Below are 17,935 nucleotides of genomic sequence, written 5' to 3'. Positions count from 1 at the left end.
CCGATCGCCGGGGCGGTATGGGGGCTGAATTTTCATGTCATTTCTATTGCTCATAGAGCAGGTTCTCAACGGCCTGCAATTCGGCATCATGCTCTTTTTGATGGCTGCCGGCCTGACCCTGATCTTCGGTGTCATGGGCCTGATCAATCTTGCGCATGGCTCGCTCTACATGATCGGCGCCTTCTGTGCCGCAGCCGTCGCCGCCGCAACCGGGTCGTTTCTGCTCGGTCTCGTTGCCGCGCTGGCCGGTGCCGCCGCCGCCGGCGCGCTGGTGGAGCTTGTGGTCATTCGAAGACTTTACGACAAGGACCATCTCGACCAGGTGCTCGCAACCTTCGCCCTGATCCTGATTTTTTCCGAAGGCACGAGATGGATCTTCGGATCGTTCCCCCTGTTCCTCGATGTGCCGGACTTTCTCTCCGGCCCTGTGACACTGCCGGGCGGCATCGAGTATCCGCTGTACCGGCTGACTCTGATCGTCATCGGCCTGCTTGTTGCGCTCGGTCTTTACATGCTGATTTCCCGGACGCGTCTCGGCATCCAGATCAGGGCAGGCGAAAACGACCGGGAAATGATCGCCGCGCTCGGCATCGATATCGCCAAGCTCTACACCATCGTCTTCGCGCTCGGCGCGGCGCTGGCTGGGCTCGCCGGAGCGCTGGTCGGCGCCATCCAGTCGGTGCAGGTGGGCATGGGCGAGCCGGTGCTCATCCTCGCCTTCGTCGTCATCGTCATCGGCGGCATCGGTTCGATCAAGGGCGCGCTCGTCGGAGCCATTCTGGTCGGTCTGACCGATACGCTCGGAGGGATTTTCCTGCCCGAAGCGCTGAAACTCTTTCTCGATCCCTCGACGGCGACATCCGTTGGTTCATCTCTTGCCTCCATGGCGATCTACATTCTCATGGCGGCGGTCCTGATCCTGCGCCCTGCAGGCCTGTTCGGAGCGCGCGCATGATCCGGGAAACCTATCTGAACGCCCTGACGCTCGGGCTCTTTATTCTCATCCCCGCATGGGCGCTGTTTGCCGACGAGCCCTTCACCATCACGCTTATGACCCGCGCCGCGATCTTCGCGATCGCCGCGATCGGGCTCAATATTGCGCTTGGTATCGGTGGCCTCGTCAGCCTTGGTCATGCGGTATTCTTTGGTATCGGCGGCTACGCGATGGGTATTCTCGCCTACCATGCGCAGACCTACACCCCCTTGAGCGAATGGCCGTTCATGATCGACGGTACGAAATCCATGCCGGTCATCTGGCTGGTCGCGATCCTTGTCTCCTCGCTCGCGGCCCTGGTGATCGGTGCCCTGTCGCTCAGAACGGCCGGCGTCTATTTCATCATGATCACGCTGGCCTTCGGGCAGATGTTCTTCTTCTTCACCATCTCCTGGGCGGAATATGGCGGCGAAGACGGGTTGTCGATCTATGTCCGTAACGGCTTCCCGGGCCTGAACACGCTCGCGCCGATCCAGTTCTACGGTCTTTGTTTTGGCATTCTGTGCCTCGTGCTGCTGTTTACCTGGAGATTGTCGAAATCCCCGTTCGGGCTTGCGCTCAATGCCGCTCGGCAGGCCCCTGTCCGCGTGGAAACGGTGGGGCTCGATCCGACCCGGCTTAAACTCGTTGCGTTCGTCCTATCCGGTGCCATCACTGGCCTCGCCGGCGCCCTTTTCGCCGATCTCAACCGATTCGTCAGTCCGACCATGTTCAGCTGGCAGACCAGCGGCGAAATCATGATCTTCCTGATCCTGGGCGGTGTCGGCCGTCTCTACGGGCCGGTCGTCGGTGCACTTGCCTTCGTCGCGCTCGAACACTGGCTCGGCGGGCTCAGCGACTACTGGCACATCTATCTCGGCATCCTGCTGCTGCTTATCGTGCTCTTCGGCCGGGGCGGTCTCATCGGGCTCGCATCGGGCAAGGAGGCGGTTCATGACTGACCTCGTTCTCGAAACCCGCGATATCTCCAAGAGCTTCGGCGCCCTGCGCGCCAGCAAAAACATATCGCTTGACCTGAAAGCGGGCGAAATCCACGCCATCATCGGCCCGAACGGGGCCGGCAAAACCACCCTGATCGGTCAGATCTGCGGAACGCTGAAACCGGATTCCGGCGCTGTTCGCCTGCTTGGTGAAGATGTCACCGGACTGGCGACCCGGGAGCGCGCGCAAAGGGGTCTCGGCAGGACGTTCCAGATTTCCGCGCTGGCGATGGAAGACACGGTGCTGCAGAACGCGGTTCTCGGCGCGCTTGGCGCAACAGGAAATCCCTGGCGCTTCTGGGGCGATGTCCTGAAGGACAAAGACCTGCGCGACAGGGCCGAGGAGGCGCTGCATCGTGTCGGCCTGCAGGATCATGCGCTCACCCGCACAGCCGAGCTCAGTCATGGCCAGCGACGGCAGCTGGAAGTCGCCGTGGCCTTCACGAAACAGCCAAGGGCCTTTGTCATGGACGAACCGATGGCCGGCATGGGCTCGGAAGGATCAAAACGACTGACCGGATTTCTGGATGAGCTGCGCGCCGAAGCGCCCATCCTTCTGGTCGAACACGACATGGATGCGGTTTTCGCCCTCGCCGACAGGATCAGCGTGCTCGTCTATGGCGAAGTCATCGCGACGGGGACAGTCGACGACATACGGGCTGATGCCGCCGTTCGGGAAGCCTATCTCGGAGAAGACGCATGAGCCTTTTGACCGCTTCCAACGTCACCGCCTCCTATGGCGCCAGCCAGGCTCTTTTCGGCGTCGACCTGACGATCGACGAAGGCGAAGTCCGCGCGCTCCTCGGACGGAACGGCATGGGCAAGAGCACCACGGTGAAGTGCATCTGCCGCATGCTTGCGGCGAGCGGCACGCTCACCTTCAACGGCGCGGATCTGACACGGCTTCCGAGCCATCGCGCCGCCCGCCTGGGGCTCGGCCTCGTTCCCGAAGGCCGCCGCTGCTTCGGAAACCTGTCGGTTCATGAAAACCTGATTGCGGCCGCCCGGCCGGGCGACTGGACCTTCGAACGGGTCGTGGACATGTTTCCGAGGCTTGGCGAGCGGCGCAACCAGAACGCTTCCTCGCTTTCCGGCGGCGAACAGCAGATGCTCGCCATCGGCCGGGCCCTGATGACCAATCCGAAACTGCTCATCCTGGACGAGGCAACAGAGGGACTGGCCCCGATCATCCGGCAGGAAATCTGGTCCGTGATCCGCAAGCTCAAGGCGGAAACCGGTCTTTCGATCCTCGTCATCGACAAGTCGATCCGCGAACTGCGCGACGTCTGCGACAGCGCAACCATACTGGAACGGGGCAAGTCCGTCTGGGCCGGCACGATCAGTGAACTCACCGACGACATAACAACAACCTATATCGGCGTCTGAAACATCCAAGGAAAGTCTGAAGCCATGCCATCGAAACACATTCAGCCAGAGGGTTGGGCACCTGCCAAGGGATACGCAAATGGTATGCTGACCAAGGGCCGGACGTTGCATATCGGCGGTCAGATCGGCTGGAACAAGGACCAGGTGTTCGAGTCCCATGATTTCATCGGACAGATGGAGCAGACGCTGACAAACATCGCGGATATCGTCACCGAGGCAGGCGGCGAAGTGACGGACATAGTGCGCCTGACATGGTTCATCACCGACAAGCGCGAATACCTGGCGCGCCAGAAAGAAGTCGGCCAGGCCTACAGGCGTGTTTTCGGACGGCACTTTCCGGCTATGTCCGTCGTGATTGTCGCGGGTCTGATCGAGGATGACGCCCTGATCGAGATCGAGGCGACCGCCCAGCTCGACTGAATGGAGCCGATGCTCAATCCTTGAGCGTGATCGTTTTCAGAATATCGGAAACACTCTCCCGCAGTGCCGGCATGGTTGATTTCAGGATTGCCAGCCGGTCGAACATCTCCGGCTGTTCCGCAAGCGTCTGACGAAGCGTCCGGCCGAAGGTCTGCCGCAGTTCGGTTCCCAGATTGAACTTGCAGACCCGTGTCCCGTGCGCGAGCCGCTGTCGGATCTCGGGCGGAATTCCACTTCCGCCATGCAGGACAAGCGGTTTCGACGTCACGTCTTCAATCGCCTCGACGGCGTCAAAGTCGATCCCGTCGGTTTTCTCAGTCTGCAAATGCACATTGCCGACCGAGACGGCAATGGCGTCCGCACCGCTCTCCCGGTCGAACCGCGCCGCTTCCGCCGGATCGGTGAAAGCCGACGCCGCGCCATGCGCATACCCGACATAGCCGACTTCGCCTTCGACCGACACGTTGGCCGCATGCGCTTCGCGAACGAGCGATGCCGTCAGCTCGATATTTTCCGAAATCGGCAGCTTGGACCCGTCGAACATCACGGAGGTAAACCCGTGATCAATCCCCGCCCGGCATTCGTCGACCGTGTATCCGTGATCGAGGTGGCAAACCACCGGAACGCTCGCCTGATCGGCAAGGTGGCGCATCATCTTGCCGATCACCGGTACCGGCGTATGTGCGCGGCATCCGGGACCTGCCTGCAGAATAACCGGAGATCCGGCCTCTTCGGCGGCTTCGACAAAGGCGACTGCGTCTTCCCATCCAAGCACGACGAGCCCGGCAAGCGCGTAACCCTCGCTGAGTGCAGGTTCCAGGACCTCGCCAAGCGTCGCGGCTGTCATTTGAACTTCGCGATCATGTCCTTGATGCCGGGAATCGTCTCGATCTGCCAGGCGTGATCGGGCTGGAAGAACTGAATCAGGGAGCGCTGCGACAGACCGCCGAGAATGGTGAAGTAATACATCTCGTAGCCCGGTGCGACGACGCAGGGGTGGTAACCCTTGTCGAGCACGATCGTCGAACCGTCGACAATGTGGTAGGCATCGCCCACTTCCCCGTCCTCGCGCTGAACGAGCTGCATACCGAAGCCTTTTTTCGGTCGGAAGCGGAAATTGTAGGTCTCATCGTGCCGGCTCTCTTCCGGTATCCGGTCCGTGTCGTGCTTATGCGGCGGAAAACCGGACCATCCGCCCTGCCCGACCGTGAACAGCTCGGAAACCAGAAGGCGTCCAACCCTGTCGTGATACTTGGTTCCGAGGATGTGCTTGATCTTGCGGTGCGTCTTGGTGTCGTCCGATCCGTACTGGACCAGGTCGATATCGCTTGCGCGCACGTCGAAGGGATCCAGCACCTTGTCGTATTTGGCGCCGGCAATGAACACTTCCGCTTCATCGCTCACGCACACCATGCGTGCCTTGGCGCCGCTTGGCACATAGGCACCTTCCGGCTCCCCGTCCCAGACGTCTTCGCCCCGGTTTCCGAGCGCGGCAAAGGCAACGCCCTCGACATCGACGTCGACACTGCCGGTCGCCGGTACGATCGCAGTCTCGTAACCGGGCACGGCATATTCAAAAGCCTGCCCCCGGCTCAGCTTGACGATGTTGAAGTAGTTGAGCGGAACCCGGCTGTCAGCGACATCGATAATGGCCTTGTTCTCATTGTCATAGGGAGGAAAGTGCATGGAGTTATCTCCTCAGGACTGTGGGGCTGAGTGATGGGAAAGAAAGGTTTCGAGCTCGGAGGGCGTCGGCATGGCGGGCGCGCAGCCGAATTTCGACACGACCATCGCTGCGGCGGCCGAGCCTCTCAGAACGGACTCATTCAGCGAATGCCCGGTGGCAAGCGAGGCCATGAGCGAGGCCATGAAGGCATCGCCCGCACCCATCGGCTTGATGGCCTCCACGGGAAAAATGCCCGTCTCGAAGCTCCCCTCAGTGGAGTAGACCATGGAACCGCGTTCGCCGAGCTTGTAGATAATCACCTTGTCGCCCGATCCGAGCTCTTTCGCGAGCCTGTGTCCGTCCTCATGGGTGCCGTTGGCAACCACTGCAAACTCGTCATCGTTTCCGACAACAAAATCCGCGGTTTCGATCGCGGCACGATAGATCTCGGCGGCCTCAAGCGCGCTCGGCCAGGAGTAAGGTCTGTAGTCGAGATCGATCACGACAAGCGCGCCGACCCGGCGTGCATGTTCCATCGCCCGCAAGGTCGCCTCGCGCGACGGATTGCCGGCAAGTGCCGTGCCTGTCACGATCAGCGCTTCATAATCGGCGAAGGGAACGGCAAGCACCTGATCGACGCTCATCAGAAGGTCGGACGCATTGTTGCGGTAGAGCGTGTTCTGCGTGTTTTCGATCCGGGTTTCGGTAACCGCCAGAGAGGTTCGCGACTCGCCGCTCAGGACACGCACATGATCTGTTCCGATGCCGTAATGCCGCAGCTGGTTCAGAACAAACCGTCCGACGGAATCGTCGGAAACACAAGTCAGCAGATCGACAGAAAGTCCATGACGCGCGATCCCGGCGGCAATGTTGCCGGACGAACCGCCAAGCGCAGTGGTGAACTGCGTGGCATTCTCGGCTTCCGTGCCCGGCGGATCGGCATAAAAATCCATACCCGCGCGCCCGAGCACCAGAAATCTTGACTTCAAGTTCAGGTACGCAGACACGGTCAGACGCCTTTTCTCTGTGGCGCGCGCCCCGCTTCCCAGTCCTCGTGTGCCTTGCGTACCCGTTCACTGTTGGAGACTTCGGGCGTGCCGACCTCCCACCAGGTATGACCTTCCTGCGTCCAGCCCTCGAAGGCGTCGACCTTCAGCGAGATGACGTAGGTCCGGTTCGATTGCTTGGCCCGACCGAAGGCTTCCTTGAGTTCACCGATCGAATGAACCGTTTCAGCATTCGCTCCCATCGCGCGCGCATGCGCCTCGAAGTCGACGGCAAACGGTTCGACCGCCAGTTTACAGTCGGCAATGAGGTTGTTGTAGGACTCGTTGCCGGTGTTGTTCTGCAGCTTGTTGATCACTGCAAAGCCGCCATTGTCGCAGACGACAACGATCATCTTCGCACCGGACAGGACCGAGGAATAGATGTCGGAATTGAGCAGCATGTAGGACCCGTCGCCGACAAAGATGATCGTATCCTTGTCAGGGTGGTCTTCCATGTGACCGAGCCTTGCCCCCCAGCCGCCGGAGATCTCGTAGCCCATGCAGGAGAACCCGAATTCGACGTCGACGCTGCCGATCGACTTGGTGCGCCAGTTGGCGGTGACTTCCGCGGGCAGTCCGCCTGCCGCCGCGACAACGCGGTCGTCCGGATCGCAAACGTCATTGACCGCGCCGATCACCTGGGCATAGGACATCGGCCGGTTGCTGCCGTCCTTTGTCACCGGCGAGGTATTTTCATCGACATAGGCCGCCCAGTCCGACCGCTCTCTAGCGGCCCGCTCGACCCACGCGCCTGGTGCCGCGAAGGAACCGAGCGCGTTGGAGAGGACCGGAAGCGTCAGCTTCGCGTCACCCACCACGGGCAGTGACATGTGTTTGGCCGCATCATGCCGTCCGACATTGACCGAAATGATCCGGGCGTCTTCGGCAAACGCCGTCCACGAACCAGTGGTGAAGTCCTGCAGGCGCGTGCCGACGGCAAGGATGACATCGGCTTCCTTGGCAAGATTGTTGGCGGAATTTGACCCGGTGACGCCGACCGGGCCGCAGTTCAGCGCGTCGTCATGAACGAAGTTGGCCCGTCCGGCGATGGTCTCCACGACCGGAATTTGGTGCTTGCGCGCAAAGTCCTGCATTTCCGCCGTTGCCAGGGAATACTGCACGCCGCCACCTGCAATGATCAGCGGTCGCTCAGCGGTCTTGAGCAGCTCTGCCGCGGCGTTGAGTTCCCGTGTGTCGGGAAGCTGCCGTCTGAGATGGTGTATCTTTTCCTCGAAGAACTTTTCCGGGTAGTCATAGGCCCAGCCCTGAACATCCTGCGGCAACCCGAGGAAAACCGGACCGCAATCGGCCGGGTCGATGAGCGTGTTGATCGCCGCCGGAAGTGACTGCATCAGCTGCGCCGGATGCGTGATCCGGTCCCAGAAACGGGTAACGCTCTTGAAGGCATCGTTGACCGACAGGCCCGGATTGGACGGATGCTCCACCTGTTGCAGCACCGGGTCCGGCAGGCGCGTTAAAAACGCATCTCCGGCCAGCATCAGCAGCGGCAGGCGGTTGGTATGCGCGATCCCGGCGGAGGTCAAAAGGTTGGTGGTTCCCGGCCCGGCCGAGGAGGTTGCGAACATGAAACGGCGGCGCAACTGCTGCTTGGCATACCCGACCGCGGCCATCGCCATGGATTGCTCGTTCTGGCCGCGCCACAGCGGCAATTCAGCCTTGTGTTCGTAAAGGGCTTCGCCGAGGCAGGTCACGTTGCCGTGCCCGAAAATTCCGAACCCCCCGGCACAGAACCGCAGCTTTTGCCCGTCGATTTCGACATATTGGGCTGCCAGATAGCGAACAAGGGCCTGCGCCATCGTCAGGCGCACCGTTTTCTGGACCATGGGCCTCTTTAACCTCCCGAAACGGATTTTTTGTCTGCGCCCCGAGGGGCTCTTGACTGTGAAAGCTAATGGGTGTTTAGCTGTTTTGCAAGCGGTTGCAAAAATGGATCAAAAACGAATGGAAACGCGCGAGATTGGCATTGGCATCATCGGGGGCGGTTACATGGGGAAAGCCCATGCCGTCGCCATGCATGCCGTCGGCGCCGTGTTCGACACGCGGCTGCGGCCCGTCCTTGAAATGGTCTGCACGACCACGCCGGACGGCGCTGCCGACAAGGCGCGCGAACTGGGGTTCAAACGATCGACTGCCGATTGGCGTGCGCTGGTTCAGGACCCGAAGGTCGAAGCGATCGTGATCGCCTCTCCGCAGAAAACGCATCTTGAGATCGCAACGGCGGCGTTCGAGCTTGGCAAGCCGGTCTTTTGCGAAAAACCGCTGGGTGAAAACCTGCAGCAGAGCCGCGACATGACGGCTGCTGCCAGGGTGTCGGGCTGCGTCAACATGGTCGGCTTCAACTATATCAGAACCCCGGCCTCTCAGCTTGCGCGCGAGATCATCGAAGCCGGTGAGATCGGCGACGTCACCTATCTTCGCGGTGAACACACGGAAGACTTCTTCGCCGACCCGGATCTGCCGGGGACCTGGCGTGCACAAGGACGCGCCAACGGCAACATGGGCGATCTCGCGCCCCACATCATCAACGGCTCCCAGGCCCTTGCCGGTCCGATGGATCGCCTGCTCGCCGAGATCGACACCGTGGTGAAGGAGCGTCCATCGGAGAGCGGCATGGTGCCGGTTACCAATGACGATCAGGCCCAGATCATGTGCCGCTTCGCTTCCGGTGCGCTCGGCTCGCTCTATATCAGCCGCACCGCCTGGGGACGCAAGATGGGATATGCCTACGAGATTTTCGGAACCAGAGGTGCGATCCGCTTCGACCAGGAAGATCAGAACGCGCTTTGGCTCTATGAAGGCGGCCAGAACCCGTCCCGGGAAGGGTTCCGCAAGATCCTGACCGGTCCGCATCATCCCGACTATGTCAATTTCTGCCTGGGAGCCGGACACGGAACCGGCTATCAGGACCAGATCATCATCGAGGCCAAGGATTTCCTGTCGGCCATTGAAACAGGACAGAAAATCTGGCCCTCCTTCGAGGACGGTCTTTATGTAAATCAGGTTGTTGAGGCAGCCTGGCAATCGCACGAATCCAAGAGCTGGATCAAACTCGACAACGTCTAGGTCACAAGACCGGACTGTCATTTCTGGATGCATCACATGACAATCAAGATCGGAAACGCGCCCTGTTCCTGGGGCGTAGAATTCGCAGATGATCCGCGCAATCCGTCCTGGCTGACGGTGCTCGATCAGTGCCGGGACGCCGGATACAAGGGAATCGAACTCGGCCCGGTCGGCTTCATGCCCGAAGACCCCGCCGAACTTGGAGACGCGCTTGCCGGGCGTGATCTGGAACTGATCGGCGGCGTTGTTTTCCGCCCTTTCCACGACCCCGCCAAATGGGACGGCGTGAAGGACGGCTCCGTGCGCACCTGCGAGGCGCTGAAAGCCCATGGCGCCAGGCACCTGGTGCTGATTGACAGCATCTCGCCGCGCCGCGCACCGACCGCGGGCCGTCCTGCCGAAGCCGAGCAGATGTCCGCCTCCGAATGGAGTGGCTACTGCGCCAAGATCAGGGACATCGCCAAGATGGGCACGGAAGAATACGGCCTGATCACGGCCATTCATCCGCATGCCGGTGGCTTCATGGACTTCGAGGACGAGGTCGAGCGCCTGCTTGAAGAAGTCGACGAAAGCCTGTTGAAGATCTGCCTCGACACCGGCCACAGCATTTATGCCGACTTCGATCCGCTGACCTTCATGGATCGCCACATGGACCGGATTTCCTATATGCATTTCAAGGATATTGACCCCGAAGTCCGGGCACGAACCGTCGCCAACCGAACGGATTTCTACGAAGCCTGCGGCGATGGCATCTTCTGCAACCTCGGCCAGGGGTCAGTCGATTTTCCTGCGGTCAAGGCCAGGCTGGAAGCAGCCGGGTTCGAAGGCTGGTGCACGGTGGAACAGGACTGCGATCCGGAAAAAGCCCAATCGCCGCTGGACGACGCCCGTGAAAACCGTACGTTCCTGCAGTCCATAGGATTTGAGGTCGCAGCATGAGCAAACTCGGATGGGGCATGATCGGCGGCGGCCAGGGCTCGCAGATCGGCCCGGCACACCGCATCAGCGCAGCGCTCGACGGGCATTTTCACCTGACGGCCGGTGCTCTGGACATCGATCCGGCACGCGGCAAGGCATTCGCGACGGAACTGGGCATTGCCGAGGATCGGGCTTACGGCAACTGGCAGGAAATGCTTGAAGCCGAAAGCGCACGGCCGGATCGGCTCGATCTGGTCACGGTTGCAACGCCCAATGCAACGCACTACGAAATCTCGCGCGCCTTTCTGGAAGCCGGATTTCACGTCTTGTGTGAAAAACCGCTGACAATGACCGCCGCAGAAGCCGAACACATCGTCGCGGTGTCGAAGGAAACCGGCAAGTTCTGCGCGGTCAATTACGGTTACAGCGGCTATCCGCTCGTGCGCCAGATGAAGGCCATGATCGCCGGTGGCGAACTCGGCAAGGTTAGGCTCATCAAGGCGGAGTTCGCCCATGGCTTTCACGCCGATGCGGACGAGGCCGACAATCCGCGGATCCGCTGGCGTTACGACCCGGAGCAGGCCGGAACATCGGCCGTGTTCGCGGATGCCGGAATTCACGCCTTCCACATGGCCTGCTTCGTCTCAGGACAGACACCGGCTGAGCTTTCGGCGGATTTCGCTTCCATGGTCGGGGACAGGCAACTGGAAGACGACGCCATGATCAACATACGTCTGTCCGACGGCGCGCTCTGCCGCCTTTGGACGAGCGCGATCGCGGTCGGGCGCATGCACGGCCTGACCATCCAGGTGTTTGGCGAAAAGGGCGGCCTCTCCTGGCAGCAGCAGCATCCCGAGCAGTTGCACTGGACCCCGCTCAACGGCCGCACCCAGGTTCTGGAACGCGGGGACGCTTCCCTGTCGCCCCAGGCCGTCCGCGCCTCCCGGATCCCGATCGGACACGCGGAAGGCATGCCGGTGGCGTTCGCCAACATCTATCACGATCTCGCCGATGTCTTGCGCGCGGAAAAACGCGGCCTGGACCCGGACCCGCTCGCACTGGATTTCCCGACGGCGACAGACGGATTGTGGTCGATGCGGGCGATCGAAGCCGCCGCACAGTCAGCAAGGTCGAAGGGGGCCTGGGTCGGACTGTGACCGGGCTGTTTTGGTGCGGCTAGCCGGTTTCCGGGATCGGCCGCAAGGAGTCGCGCTCAACGACAGAGCAGGGAAAGAGACGGATTTCCGGGCTCCGGTCCGGATTTTCCACCATGCCGACAACAAGCTCGACCGAACTCATGATGATGTCGCGGATCGGCTGCCGGATGGTGGTAAGCGCGTAGGCATCCCAGCCGGCCATGCCGATATCGTTGAAGCCCAGGAAGCCGATATCCTCCGGTATGGATTTGCCCGCATCGCGCGCGGCATCCATGGCGCCCATGCAAATGAGATCGTCACCGCAGAAAACCGCCTCGATATCCGGGTCTTCAAGCACGTTTCGCATCGCGTCACGGCCGGCCTTGTAGGTGTAGTTCTCCGCGAAACAGACCTTGGCGACATTCAGGCCGAGTTCGCAGGCGGTGCGCTGGAACCCGGCGGCACGGTCCTGCGTCGACGTGGCCGTCTCAGGCCCGCCGAGCAAGGCGACGGTTCGGTATCCGCGCTCTGAAAACGTCCGCGCCGCCATGGCTCCGCAATAATCATTGTCGATACCGACAACATGGACGTTGGCATTCGCCTGGAACTTGCCGAACGTGTGGATGACGGGAATGCCGGCCATCTGAAACGCGATTGCGAAACTGGTCGGCAGGGTGGACGTGGCGACAATAACGCCGTCGACGCTGTATTGCCGCAGCAGTTCGACGACCTTTTTCGGCGAGGTCTCTGCCGACAGGTTGACGAGCAGCGGCCTGAGCTCGCGTTTCTGCAACTCGCTTGTAAAAAGGTCAAATACGTCAAGGAAGGCGGGGTTCTGAAAGTTATTCGCAACGAGGCCGATCAGCTTGGTCCTGTTCGTCGCAAGGCTTCGGGCAATCAGGGACGGTTTGTAGCCAAGTGTCTTTGCCGCCTTCTCCACTTTCTCCCGTGTTCGCGCCGACACGCTGGCGCCGTCCGTAAACGTTCGCGATACAGCAGAACGGGAAACCCCCGCCAGTTCCGCGACTTCCTTGAGTGTTACCGCCAAGCCCTTTGTCCAACCAGATCGTTCATCTGGGCATCGAACCTACACGAATGTCCTTACGCGTCAATTTTTTTGCAACCGGTTGCAAAGTTTTTGAGATTGTGATTGTTTGACAACAGGCACGTCTCACTTTGAAGAAAGTGTGATGTCGAGCCGAAAACTTGGGAGGAATTACATGAAGAATATCGTGAAAAGTGTCCTCGTGGCAGGTGCACTGGCAGTGTCTTCGCCCGCATTTGCGACGGACATCATTGTTGTTTCGCATGGTCAGGCGAATGATGCGTTCTGGTCTGTTGTGAAGAACGGCGTTTCCCTTGCGGCCGAGCACACGGGTGCGAATGTGGATTACCGGGCTCCGGAGACCTTCGACATGGTCGCCATGAGCCAGTTGATCGATGCTGCGGTGAACCAGGAGCCGGACGGGCTGGTTGTGTCCATTCCGGACGGGGATGCGCTCGGGCCGTCGATCCAGCGTGCGGTCGAGGCCGGCATTCCGGTGATCTCGATGAACTCCGGGTCCGATGTCGCCCCGGGTCTTGGCGTGACCCTTCACGTTGGCCAGTCCGAGTATGACGCGGGCGAGGCGGCCGGCAAGAAGCTCGCCGAGATGGGCGGCAAGAAGGCCGTGTGCGTGAACCACGAAGTCGGCAACGTCGCCCTTGACCTGCGCTGCGAAGGCTTCACCAAGGGCTTCGGCGGCGAGGTTTCCGTTCTGCCGACCTCCAACGATCCGGCAGAGATCGAAGCCAAGGTGTCTGCGGCCCTGTCGTCCGATGAAGATGTCGACACGGTCATGGCGCTGGGTGCCAGCACTGCCGGCGAGCCGACCGTTGCCGCTGCCAAGGCTTCGGGCCGTGACCTCAACGTGGCCTCCTTCGACCTGTCCGCGAACTTCCTGCAGTCCATCGTCGACGGCGATGCCGCCTTTGCGATCGACCAGCAGCAGTTCCTGCAGGGTTATCTCCCGGTTGTGTTCCTGGCCAACAATGCCGCCTACGGCCTGATGCCGGGCGGCAACGTTCCCTCCGGTCCGAACCTCGTCACCAAGGACAAGGCGGCCCAGGTGATCGATCTGTCCGCCAAGGGCATCCGCTAGGCGCTTGCCGCACGGCCAATAGCACCACCGAACAAGGGGGCGGCGCGCCCGTGCGCCGTCCCTCCATAACAGGGAGGCAACAATGAGCGACGCCGCTCCGACAGATACAGACGAACGGGTCAAGAAGGAATCGTTCTTCTCCAAACTCATGAAGAAGCCGGAACTCGGCGCGATTGCGGGCGTGATCCTCGTCACCCTGTTTTTCCTGGCAACCGCGGACGAGGCCATGTTCAGCCTGTCCGGCATCATGAACTTCATGACGCCTGCCGCCCAGCTCGGCATTCTGGCCATCGGCGCCGCCATGCTGATGATCGGCGGCGAGTTCGACCTGTCCATCGGCTCCATGGTCGCCTTTGCCGGCCTGTTCTTCGCCGCCTGCGTCGTCACCTGGGGGCTGCCCCTGGTTCTGGCCATTCCCCTCACCTTTGTCTTTTCCGCCTGTGTCGGCGCCATCAACGGCACCATCGTGATCCGCTCGGGCCTGCCCTCCTTCATCGTCACCCTGGCCTTCCTGTTCATCCTGCGCGGGCTGTCTCTCGTCGGCCTGAAGTGGGTCACCGGCGGGGCCACCCAGCTGCGCGGTGTCCGCGATGCGGTCGAGGGCGACTGGCTTGCCCCGTTCTTTTCCGGCGACGCCTTCGGCGGCCTCTTCAACTGGCTCGCCACCAACGGCTTCGTCGACACCTTCAAGAGCGGCGCGCCCAAGGTTCCCGGCATTCCGGTCGAGATCCTCTGGTTCATCCTCATCGCGCTGATCGCGACCTATGTTCTTCTGCGCACGCCTGTCGGCAACTGGATCTTCGCTGCCGGCGGCGACAAGACCGCGGCCTCCAATTCCGGTGTTCCGGTGAACCGGGTCAAGATCTCCCTGTTCATGCTGACCGCCTGCTGCGCCGCCATGGTGGCCATCATCACCGTCATGGACGCCGGTTCCACCGACGCCCGCCGCGGCTTCCAGAAGGAGTTCGAGGCCATCATCGCGGCCGTGATCGGCGGCTGTCTCCTGACCGGGGGCTACGGCTCGGCCATCGGCGCCTTCTTCGGCTCCATCATTTTCGGCATGGTCGTCATCGGCCTGACCTACACCGATTTCGACCAGGACTGGTTCCAGGTCTTCCTCGGCTCCATGCTGCTCATCGCCGTTCTATTCAACAACGCGATCCGCAAGCGCGTCACGGGGGAGCGCTGACATGACCCAGGACAGCAAGTTCCATCACGGCGATGCGCCGGAGTTAGAACCCATCATTCACATGGTCGACATCGAGAAGCACTTCGGCAACATCATCGCCCTGGCCGGCGTCAGCTTCGACGTCAGGCCCGGCGAGTGCCACTGCCTGCTCGGCGACAACGGCGCGGGCAAGTCGACCTTCATCAAGACCATGTCCGGCGTGCACCGGCCCACCAAGGGCGAGATCTACTTCGAGGGCAAGCCGCTCAGCTTCGCCACCCCGCGCGATGCCATGGAGGCCGGCATTGCCACCGTGTTCCAGGATCTGGCCATGATCCCGCTGATGAGCGTGACCCGCAACTTCTTCATGGGGCGCGAGCCGACCAAGGGCCGCGGCCTGGCCAAGCGCTTCGACGTCACCCGTGCCAACGAGGTCACCATGGAGGAGATGCGCAAGATGGGCATCAACCTGCGTGGCCCCGACCAGGCGGTCGGAACCCTGTCGGGCGGCGAGCGCCAGACGGTCGCCATCGCCCGCGCGGTTTATTTCGGGGCAAGGGTCCTCATCCTCGACGAGCCAACCTCCGCCCTCGGCGTGCGCCAGACCTCCAACGTGCTGGCCACCATCGACAAGGTCCGCAAGCAGGGCGTCGGCGTCGTCTTCATCAGCCACAACGTCCGCCATGCCCTGGCCGTCGGCGACCGCTTCACCGTCCTCAACCGCGGAAAGACACTCGGGACCGCAAAACGCGGCGAGATAACACCCGAACAGCTCCAGGAACTCATGGCCGGCGGACAGGAAATGGCGCAACTCGAAGGATCCCTCGGAGGAACCGTGTAGAGTATCCGTTTTGATCAAGCTGGATGCGCGCGGGTCCAGGCCATACCTGCATCCGGCGTTCCAGCTGATCGGAACAGGTCTTACGCGGCTTCGAGGTGTTCCAGCACGGGAATGGACAGGATGAATACCGTGCCTTCTCCCCTCTTTGACGCACAGGAAAGCTCCAGGCCGTTTTCGCGGGCGAGCTCATAACAGACCGAAAGTCCGAGACCATGACCATCGGATTGCGCGCCCTTACGATAGGCTTCGGCAAAGTCGGCGATTTCCTCTGCACTCATGCCCGCACCCGTATCAAGGACGCAAAGCTTGAGCTGATCTCCGCGTGACAGGACACCGAAGAGCACCTTTCCTTCATTGGTGTATTTGACCGCGTTCGACACAAGATTGCTGACAATGCGCATGATGATCAGGGGCGGAACCGAGACGTTTTTGCTCGACAGAACCCGCCTGAGTTCGATCCCCTTGGAAACGGCCTCTTCCTGGAACATCTGATAGACCGTGTCGAGCACAAGCGACAATTCGTAGATTTCCGCCTCGGCGTCAGTGGCCGGTTCGCTGTTCCCCTCTCCGGTTTCTGTGGTGTCTTCCGGCTCTTCCCCTGTCGGTGCCTGGGTATCGCCGGGTGTCGTCTGGCGAAGATAATCGTTGGAGAGCGCCTCGATATAGTCGAAGGCTTCCTTCAGGCGGCTTCTGACTTCCGGTTCGAGGTCTGCGGCCAGACTGTCGACATTCATCCGCAACGACATGATCGGCTGCTTCAGATCGTGGGAAGCGGTGGCGAGCTGTCTTTGCCGCAGGCTGGCCAGTTCGCGCGCCCGCGAATAGTTACGTTCGGCGACCAGCAGTTCCTGGCTGCGCCTGGCTTCGGCCTCAAGCGCGGACAGTTCCGCCTGCACCGCCTTGGAATGCTGCCGGCGCAGATTGATGATATGCGCGGTGAGCCCGGTCATGGTCGCGACCAGCAGAACGGAGAATACACCCTTCACGGCTGTCGATACCGGGATGATCTCCGCCCGGCTCCCTGCCACCAGCAAAGCGACAAGCCCGGCACCAAGCACAAATCCGGTCAAGGCGATCAGGGTGCCGGCCAGATGGATCTCTCCCTGATTTCTGCGCCAGACACCGCTGGAAACCACCATCGCCACGAACATCAGGACCAGAAGCACATAGCTGAACAGCGCCGAATAGGGCCCGGGCGAATAGAGCGAGGCAATAAAGCCCGCCACAGAAAGGAGGCTCAGAGCGGAGAGTCCCACAGACAATCGGGTTTCTCCGTTTTCTCCCCTCAGCGATCGTCCCGAAATCAGGAAACCCGTACCCGACAGCGCATAAAGGAGGAAAAAGCCGATCGCGGATTGAAGGTCCGGCCGGTCGGGATAGAAGAAGCGAAACCACAGGCCGTCTATATAGGCGATCAGGGCAAGGCCGACGGTAAACTGGATCGCGTAGAGCATGCCGATCCCGTTCTTCATCGCCAGGTGAAAGCCGAAAAAGAACACGAGGCTGGAAATGCAGAAGGCATAAAACGCCGTGTGGGTGATCCCCGAGGCAAACGCCGAGGCTTCCAGTTCGGACGGGGTTTCGAGCGCCATCCGGAACGACTGGAACGGACCGAATTTGAAGTTCACCAAAAGGGTCACCTGCTCCTGCGGTGCGATCTCCAGGACCGGCGTCCGCAAACGGGTTACGGAGTGATCGTCTGCCTTGAACGGTTCGAAGATCGAATAGTCGATCAGAGCTTCGGTGAACCCGCTCTCCCGGATCACGTAGACGCCGACTTCACTGACGAGCGGAAGGTCGACCACGAGCACGTACGGATCGGAACCGCGACCGTCGTCGATCGTGTCGTTGAAGATCTCCACGCCGGCCCACGCCTCCGGCGCGTAGTTCCACTCCAGCATGGTTGTCTGCAAATCCGGGTCGAACGCCCCCGCACGGTAGAGCTTCAGGACGTCGCCGAGCGATTTCGACGGATCGCTGTAATAGGTGAGCTGTTCCTTGAGATCGGCAACACCTTGTCCCGGCGCGAGAAATACGGTCTCCGCGCGCGCAAGGCCAAGCGCGGAAAGAGCAAAAAACAGTGACAAAACAATGCGGAGCAAACTGGTCATTTCCGGAAAGGCATGTCAGGGTTATCCGTGTTTCTAAAAGGATA

General features: G+C 61.1%; 17 protein-coding genes. 11 read left to right on the top strand and 6 right to left on the bottom strand.

Annotated elements, in window-relative coordinates:
• Positions 1 to 34: 34 nt before the first annotated feature.
• Genes RDA78_RS13005 through RDA78_RS12985 form a run of 5 tightly spaced genes read left to right on the top strand, consistent with a single transcriptional unit; the run spans position 35 to position 3,780 of the window.
• Positions 35 to 955 carry a branched-chain amino acid ABC transporter permease gene (locus RDA78_RS13005; RefSeq protein ID WP_422037000.1) on the top strand — a complete coding sequence of 307 codons (921 nt, stop codon included), beginning with the start codon at positions 35 to 37 and terminating at the stop codon, positions 953 to 955.
• A complete protein-coding gene (locus RDA78_RS13000) occupies positions 952 to 1,935 on the top strand; it encodes a branched-chain amino acid ABC transporter permease (RefSeq protein ID WP_434055726.1) in 984 nt (327 codons plus the stop codon). The genes RDA78_RS13005 and RDA78_RS13000 overlap by 4 nt, the downstream gene beginning before the upstream one ends.
• Positions 1,928 to 2,677: an ABC transporter ATP-binding protein gene (locus RDA78_RS12995; protein ID WP_434055725.1), complete on the top strand. Its 750-nt coding sequence runs from the start codon at positions 1,928 to 1,930 to the stop codon at positions 2,675 to 2,677. Before RDA78_RS13000 ends, RDA78_RS12995 begins: the two co-directional genes overlap by 8 nt.
• Positions 2,674 to 3,360, top strand: coding sequence for an ABC transporter ATP-binding protein (locus RDA78_RS12990; RefSeq protein ID WP_434055724.1), 687 nt, complete (start codon positions 2,674 to 2,676; stop codon positions 3,358 to 3,360). Before RDA78_RS12995 ends, RDA78_RS12990 begins: the two co-directional genes overlap by 4 nt.
• A gap of 24 nt (positions 3,361 to 3,384) precedes the next feature.
• Positions 3,385 to 3,780, top strand: a complete 396-nt coding sequence (locus RDA78_RS12985) for a RidA family protein (protein ID WP_434055723.1) — start codon at positions 3,385 to 3,387, stop codon at positions 3,778 to 3,780.
• A 13-nt stretch (positions 3,781 to 3,793) separates the two neighbouring features.
• Here the strand turns inward: RDA78_RS12985 and RDA78_RS12980 are convergent, their stop codons facing one another.
• From RDA78_RS12980 to iolD, 4 genes are read right to left on the bottom strand one after another with little or no spacing between them, the layout of a single operon-like run.
• A complete protein-coding gene (locus tag RDA78_RS12980; RefSeq protein ID WP_434055722.1) occupies positions 3,794 to 4,627 on the bottom strand; it encodes a class II fructose-bisphosphate aldolase in 834 nt (277 codons plus the stop codon).
• Positions 4,624 to 5,466 (bottom strand): 5-deoxy-glucuronate isomerase, encoded by an 843-nt coding sequence (locus RDA78_RS12975; protein WP_434055721.1) that lies wholly within the window; start codon positions 5,464 to 5,466, stop codon positions 4,624 to 4,626. Before RDA78_RS12975 ends, RDA78_RS12980 begins: the two co-directional genes overlap by 4 nt.
• Positions 5,467 to 5,478: 12 nt before the next feature.
• Positions 5,479 to 6,399: a 5-dehydro-2-deoxygluconokinase gene (gene iolC, locus RDA78_RS12970; RefSeq protein WP_434055720.1), complete on the bottom strand. Its 921-nt coding sequence runs from the start codon at positions 6,397 to 6,399 to the stop codon at positions 5,479 to 5,481.
• 56 nt (positions 6,400 to 6,455) lie between these two features.
• Positions 6,456 to 8,336, bottom strand: a complete 1,881-nt coding sequence (iolD, locus tag RDA78_RS12965) for a 3D-(3,5/4)-trihydroxycyclohexane-1,2-dione acylhydrolase (decyclizing) (protein WP_434055719.1) — start codon at positions 8,334 to 8,336, stop codon at positions 6,456 to 6,458.
• A 103-nt stretch (positions 8,337 to 8,439) separates the two neighbouring features.
• Between iolD and RDA78_RS12960 the strand changes: the two genes are divergently transcribed.
• The 3 genes from RDA78_RS12960 to RDA78_RS12950 are packed head-to-tail and all read left to right on the top strand — an operon-like array spanning position 8,440 to position 11,651.
• Complete coding sequence (locus RDA78_RS12960; protein WP_434055718.1) at positions 8,440 to 9,576, top strand: Gfo/Idh/MocA family protein; 1,137 nt, start codon at positions 8,440 to 8,442, stop codon at positions 9,574 to 9,576.
• Between the two features lie 36 nt (positions 9,577 to 9,612).
• Positions 9,613 to 10,515 carry a TIM barrel protein gene (locus RDA78_RS12955; RefSeq protein ID WP_434055717.1) on the top strand — a complete coding sequence of 301 codons (903 nt, stop codon included), beginning with the start codon at positions 9,613 to 9,615 and terminating at the stop codon, positions 10,513 to 10,515.
• Positions 10,512 to 11,651: a Gfo/Idh/MocA family protein gene (locus RDA78_RS12950; protein ID WP_434055716.1), complete on the top strand. Its 1,140-nt coding sequence runs from the start codon at positions 10,512 to 10,514 to the stop codon at positions 11,649 to 11,651. Before RDA78_RS12955 ends, RDA78_RS12950 begins: the two co-directional genes overlap by 4 nt.
• 19 nt (positions 11,652 to 11,670) lie before the next feature.
• Here RDA78_RS12950 and RDA78_RS12945 read toward each other — a convergent pair whose 3' ends face one another.
• Positions 11,671 to 12,678 carry a LacI family DNA-binding transcriptional regulator gene (locus RDA78_RS12945; protein WP_434055715.1) on the bottom strand — a complete coding sequence of 336 codons (1,008 nt, stop codon included), beginning with the start codon at positions 12,676 to 12,678 and terminating at the stop codon, positions 11,671 to 11,673.
• Positions 12,679 to 12,850: 172 nt separating this feature from the next.
• Between RDA78_RS12945 and RDA78_RS12940 the strand changes: the two genes are divergently transcribed.
• The 3 genes from RDA78_RS12940 to RDA78_RS12930 all read left to right on the top strand — a co-directional run bounded on the left by RDA78_RS12940 (position 12,851) and on the right by RDA78_RS12930 (position 15,780).
• The gene (locus RDA78_RS12940) at positions 12,851 to 13,771 is read left to right on the top strand and encodes a sugar ABC transporter substrate-binding protein (RefSeq protein ID WP_434055714.1); all 921 of its coding nucleotides are present in this window, start codon (positions 12,851 to 12,853) and stop codon (positions 13,769 to 13,771) included.
• Positions 13,772 to 13,853: 82 nt separating this feature from the next.
• Positions 13,854 to 14,960 (top strand): ABC transporter permease, encoded by a 1,107-nt coding sequence (locus RDA78_RS12935; RefSeq protein WP_434055571.1) that lies wholly within the window; start codon positions 13,854 to 13,856, stop codon positions 14,958 to 14,960.
• A 61-nt stretch (positions 14,961 to 15,021) separates the two neighbouring features.
• On the top strand, positions 15,022 to 15,780 hold the full coding sequence (locus tag RDA78_RS12930) for an ATP-binding cassette domain-containing protein (protein WP_434056141.1): 759 nt from the start codon (positions 15,022 to 15,024) through the stop codon (positions 15,778 to 15,780).
• Positions 15,781 to 15,860: 80 nt separating this feature from the next.
• On the opposite strand, the gene RDA78_RS12925 is transcribed toward RDA78_RS12930, so the two are convergent.
• On the bottom strand, positions 15,861 to 17,882 hold the full coding sequence (locus RDA78_RS12925; protein WP_434055713.1) for an ATP-binding protein: 2,022 nt from the start codon (positions 17,880 to 17,882) through the stop codon (positions 15,861 to 15,863).
• Between the last annotated feature and the right edge of the window lie 53 nt (positions 17,883 to 17,935).

The organism is Roseibium sp. (assembly GCF_051016195.1).
Classification (GTDB): Bacteria; Pseudomonadota; Alphaproteobacteria; order Rhizobiales; family Stappiaceae; genus Roseibium.
This window is presented reverse-complemented; position numbering and strand designations above follow the sequence as displayed.

Bases quoted from the DNA above. Each gene is read 5' to 3' on its own strand.
- RDA78_RS12930 (WP_434056141.1), top strand. From the start codon at position 15,022: ATGGTCGACATCGAGAAGCACTTCGGCAACATCATCGCCCTGGCCGGC.
- iolD (WP_434055719.1), bottom strand. From the start codon at position 8,336: ATGGTCCAGAAAACGGTGCGCCTGACGATGGCGCAGGCCCTTGTTCGC.
- iolC (WP_434055720.1), bottom strand. From the start codon at position 6,399: ATGGATTTTTATGCCGATCCGCCGGGCACGGAAGCCGAGAATGCCACG.
- RDA78_RS13005 (WP_422037000.1), top strand. From the start codon at position 35: ATGTCATTTCTATTGCTCATAGAGCAGGTTCTCAACGGCCTGCAATTC.
- RDA78_RS12990 (WP_434055724.1), top strand. From the start codon at position 2,674: ATGAGCCTTTTGACCGCTTCCAACGTCACCGCCTCCTATGGCGCCAGC.
- RDA78_RS12940 (WP_434055714.1), top strand. From the start codon at position 12,851: ATGAAGAATATCGTGAAAAGTGTCCTCGTGGCAGGTGCACTGGCAGTG.
- RDA78_RS12950 (WP_434055716.1), top strand. From the start codon at position 10,512: ATGAGCAAACTCGGATGGGGCATGATCGGCGGCGGCCAGGGCTCGCAG.
- RDA78_RS12985 (WP_434055723.1), top strand. From the start codon at position 3,385: ATGCCATCGAAACACATTCAGCCAGAGGGTTGGGCACCTGCCAAGGGA.
- RDA78_RS12960 (WP_434055718.1), top strand. From the start codon at position 8,440: ATGGATCAAAAACGAATGGAAACGCGCGAGATTGGCATTGGCATCATC.
- RDA78_RS12995 (WP_434055725.1), top strand. From the start codon at position 1,928: ATGACTGACCTCGTTCTCGAAACCCGCGATATCTCCAAGAGCTTCGGC.
- RDA78_RS13000 (WP_434055726.1), top strand. From the start codon at position 952: ATGATCCGGGAAACCTATCTGAACGCCCTGACGCTCGGGCTCTTTATT.
- RDA78_RS12935 (WP_434055571.1), top strand. From the start codon at position 13,854: ATGAGCGACGCCGCTCCGACAGATACAGACGAACGGGTCAAGAAGGAA.
- RDA78_RS12980 (WP_434055722.1), bottom strand. From the start codon at position 4,627: ATGACAGCCGCGACGCTTGGCGAGGTCCTGGAACCTGCACTCAGCGAG.
- RDA78_RS12975 (WP_434055721.1), bottom strand. From the start codon at position 5,466: ATGCACTTTCCTCCCTATGACAATGAGAACAAGGCCATTATCGATGTC.
- RDA78_RS12955 (WP_434055717.1), top strand. From the start codon at position 9,613: ATGACAATCAAGATCGGAAACGCGCCCTGTTCCTGGGGCGTAGAATTC.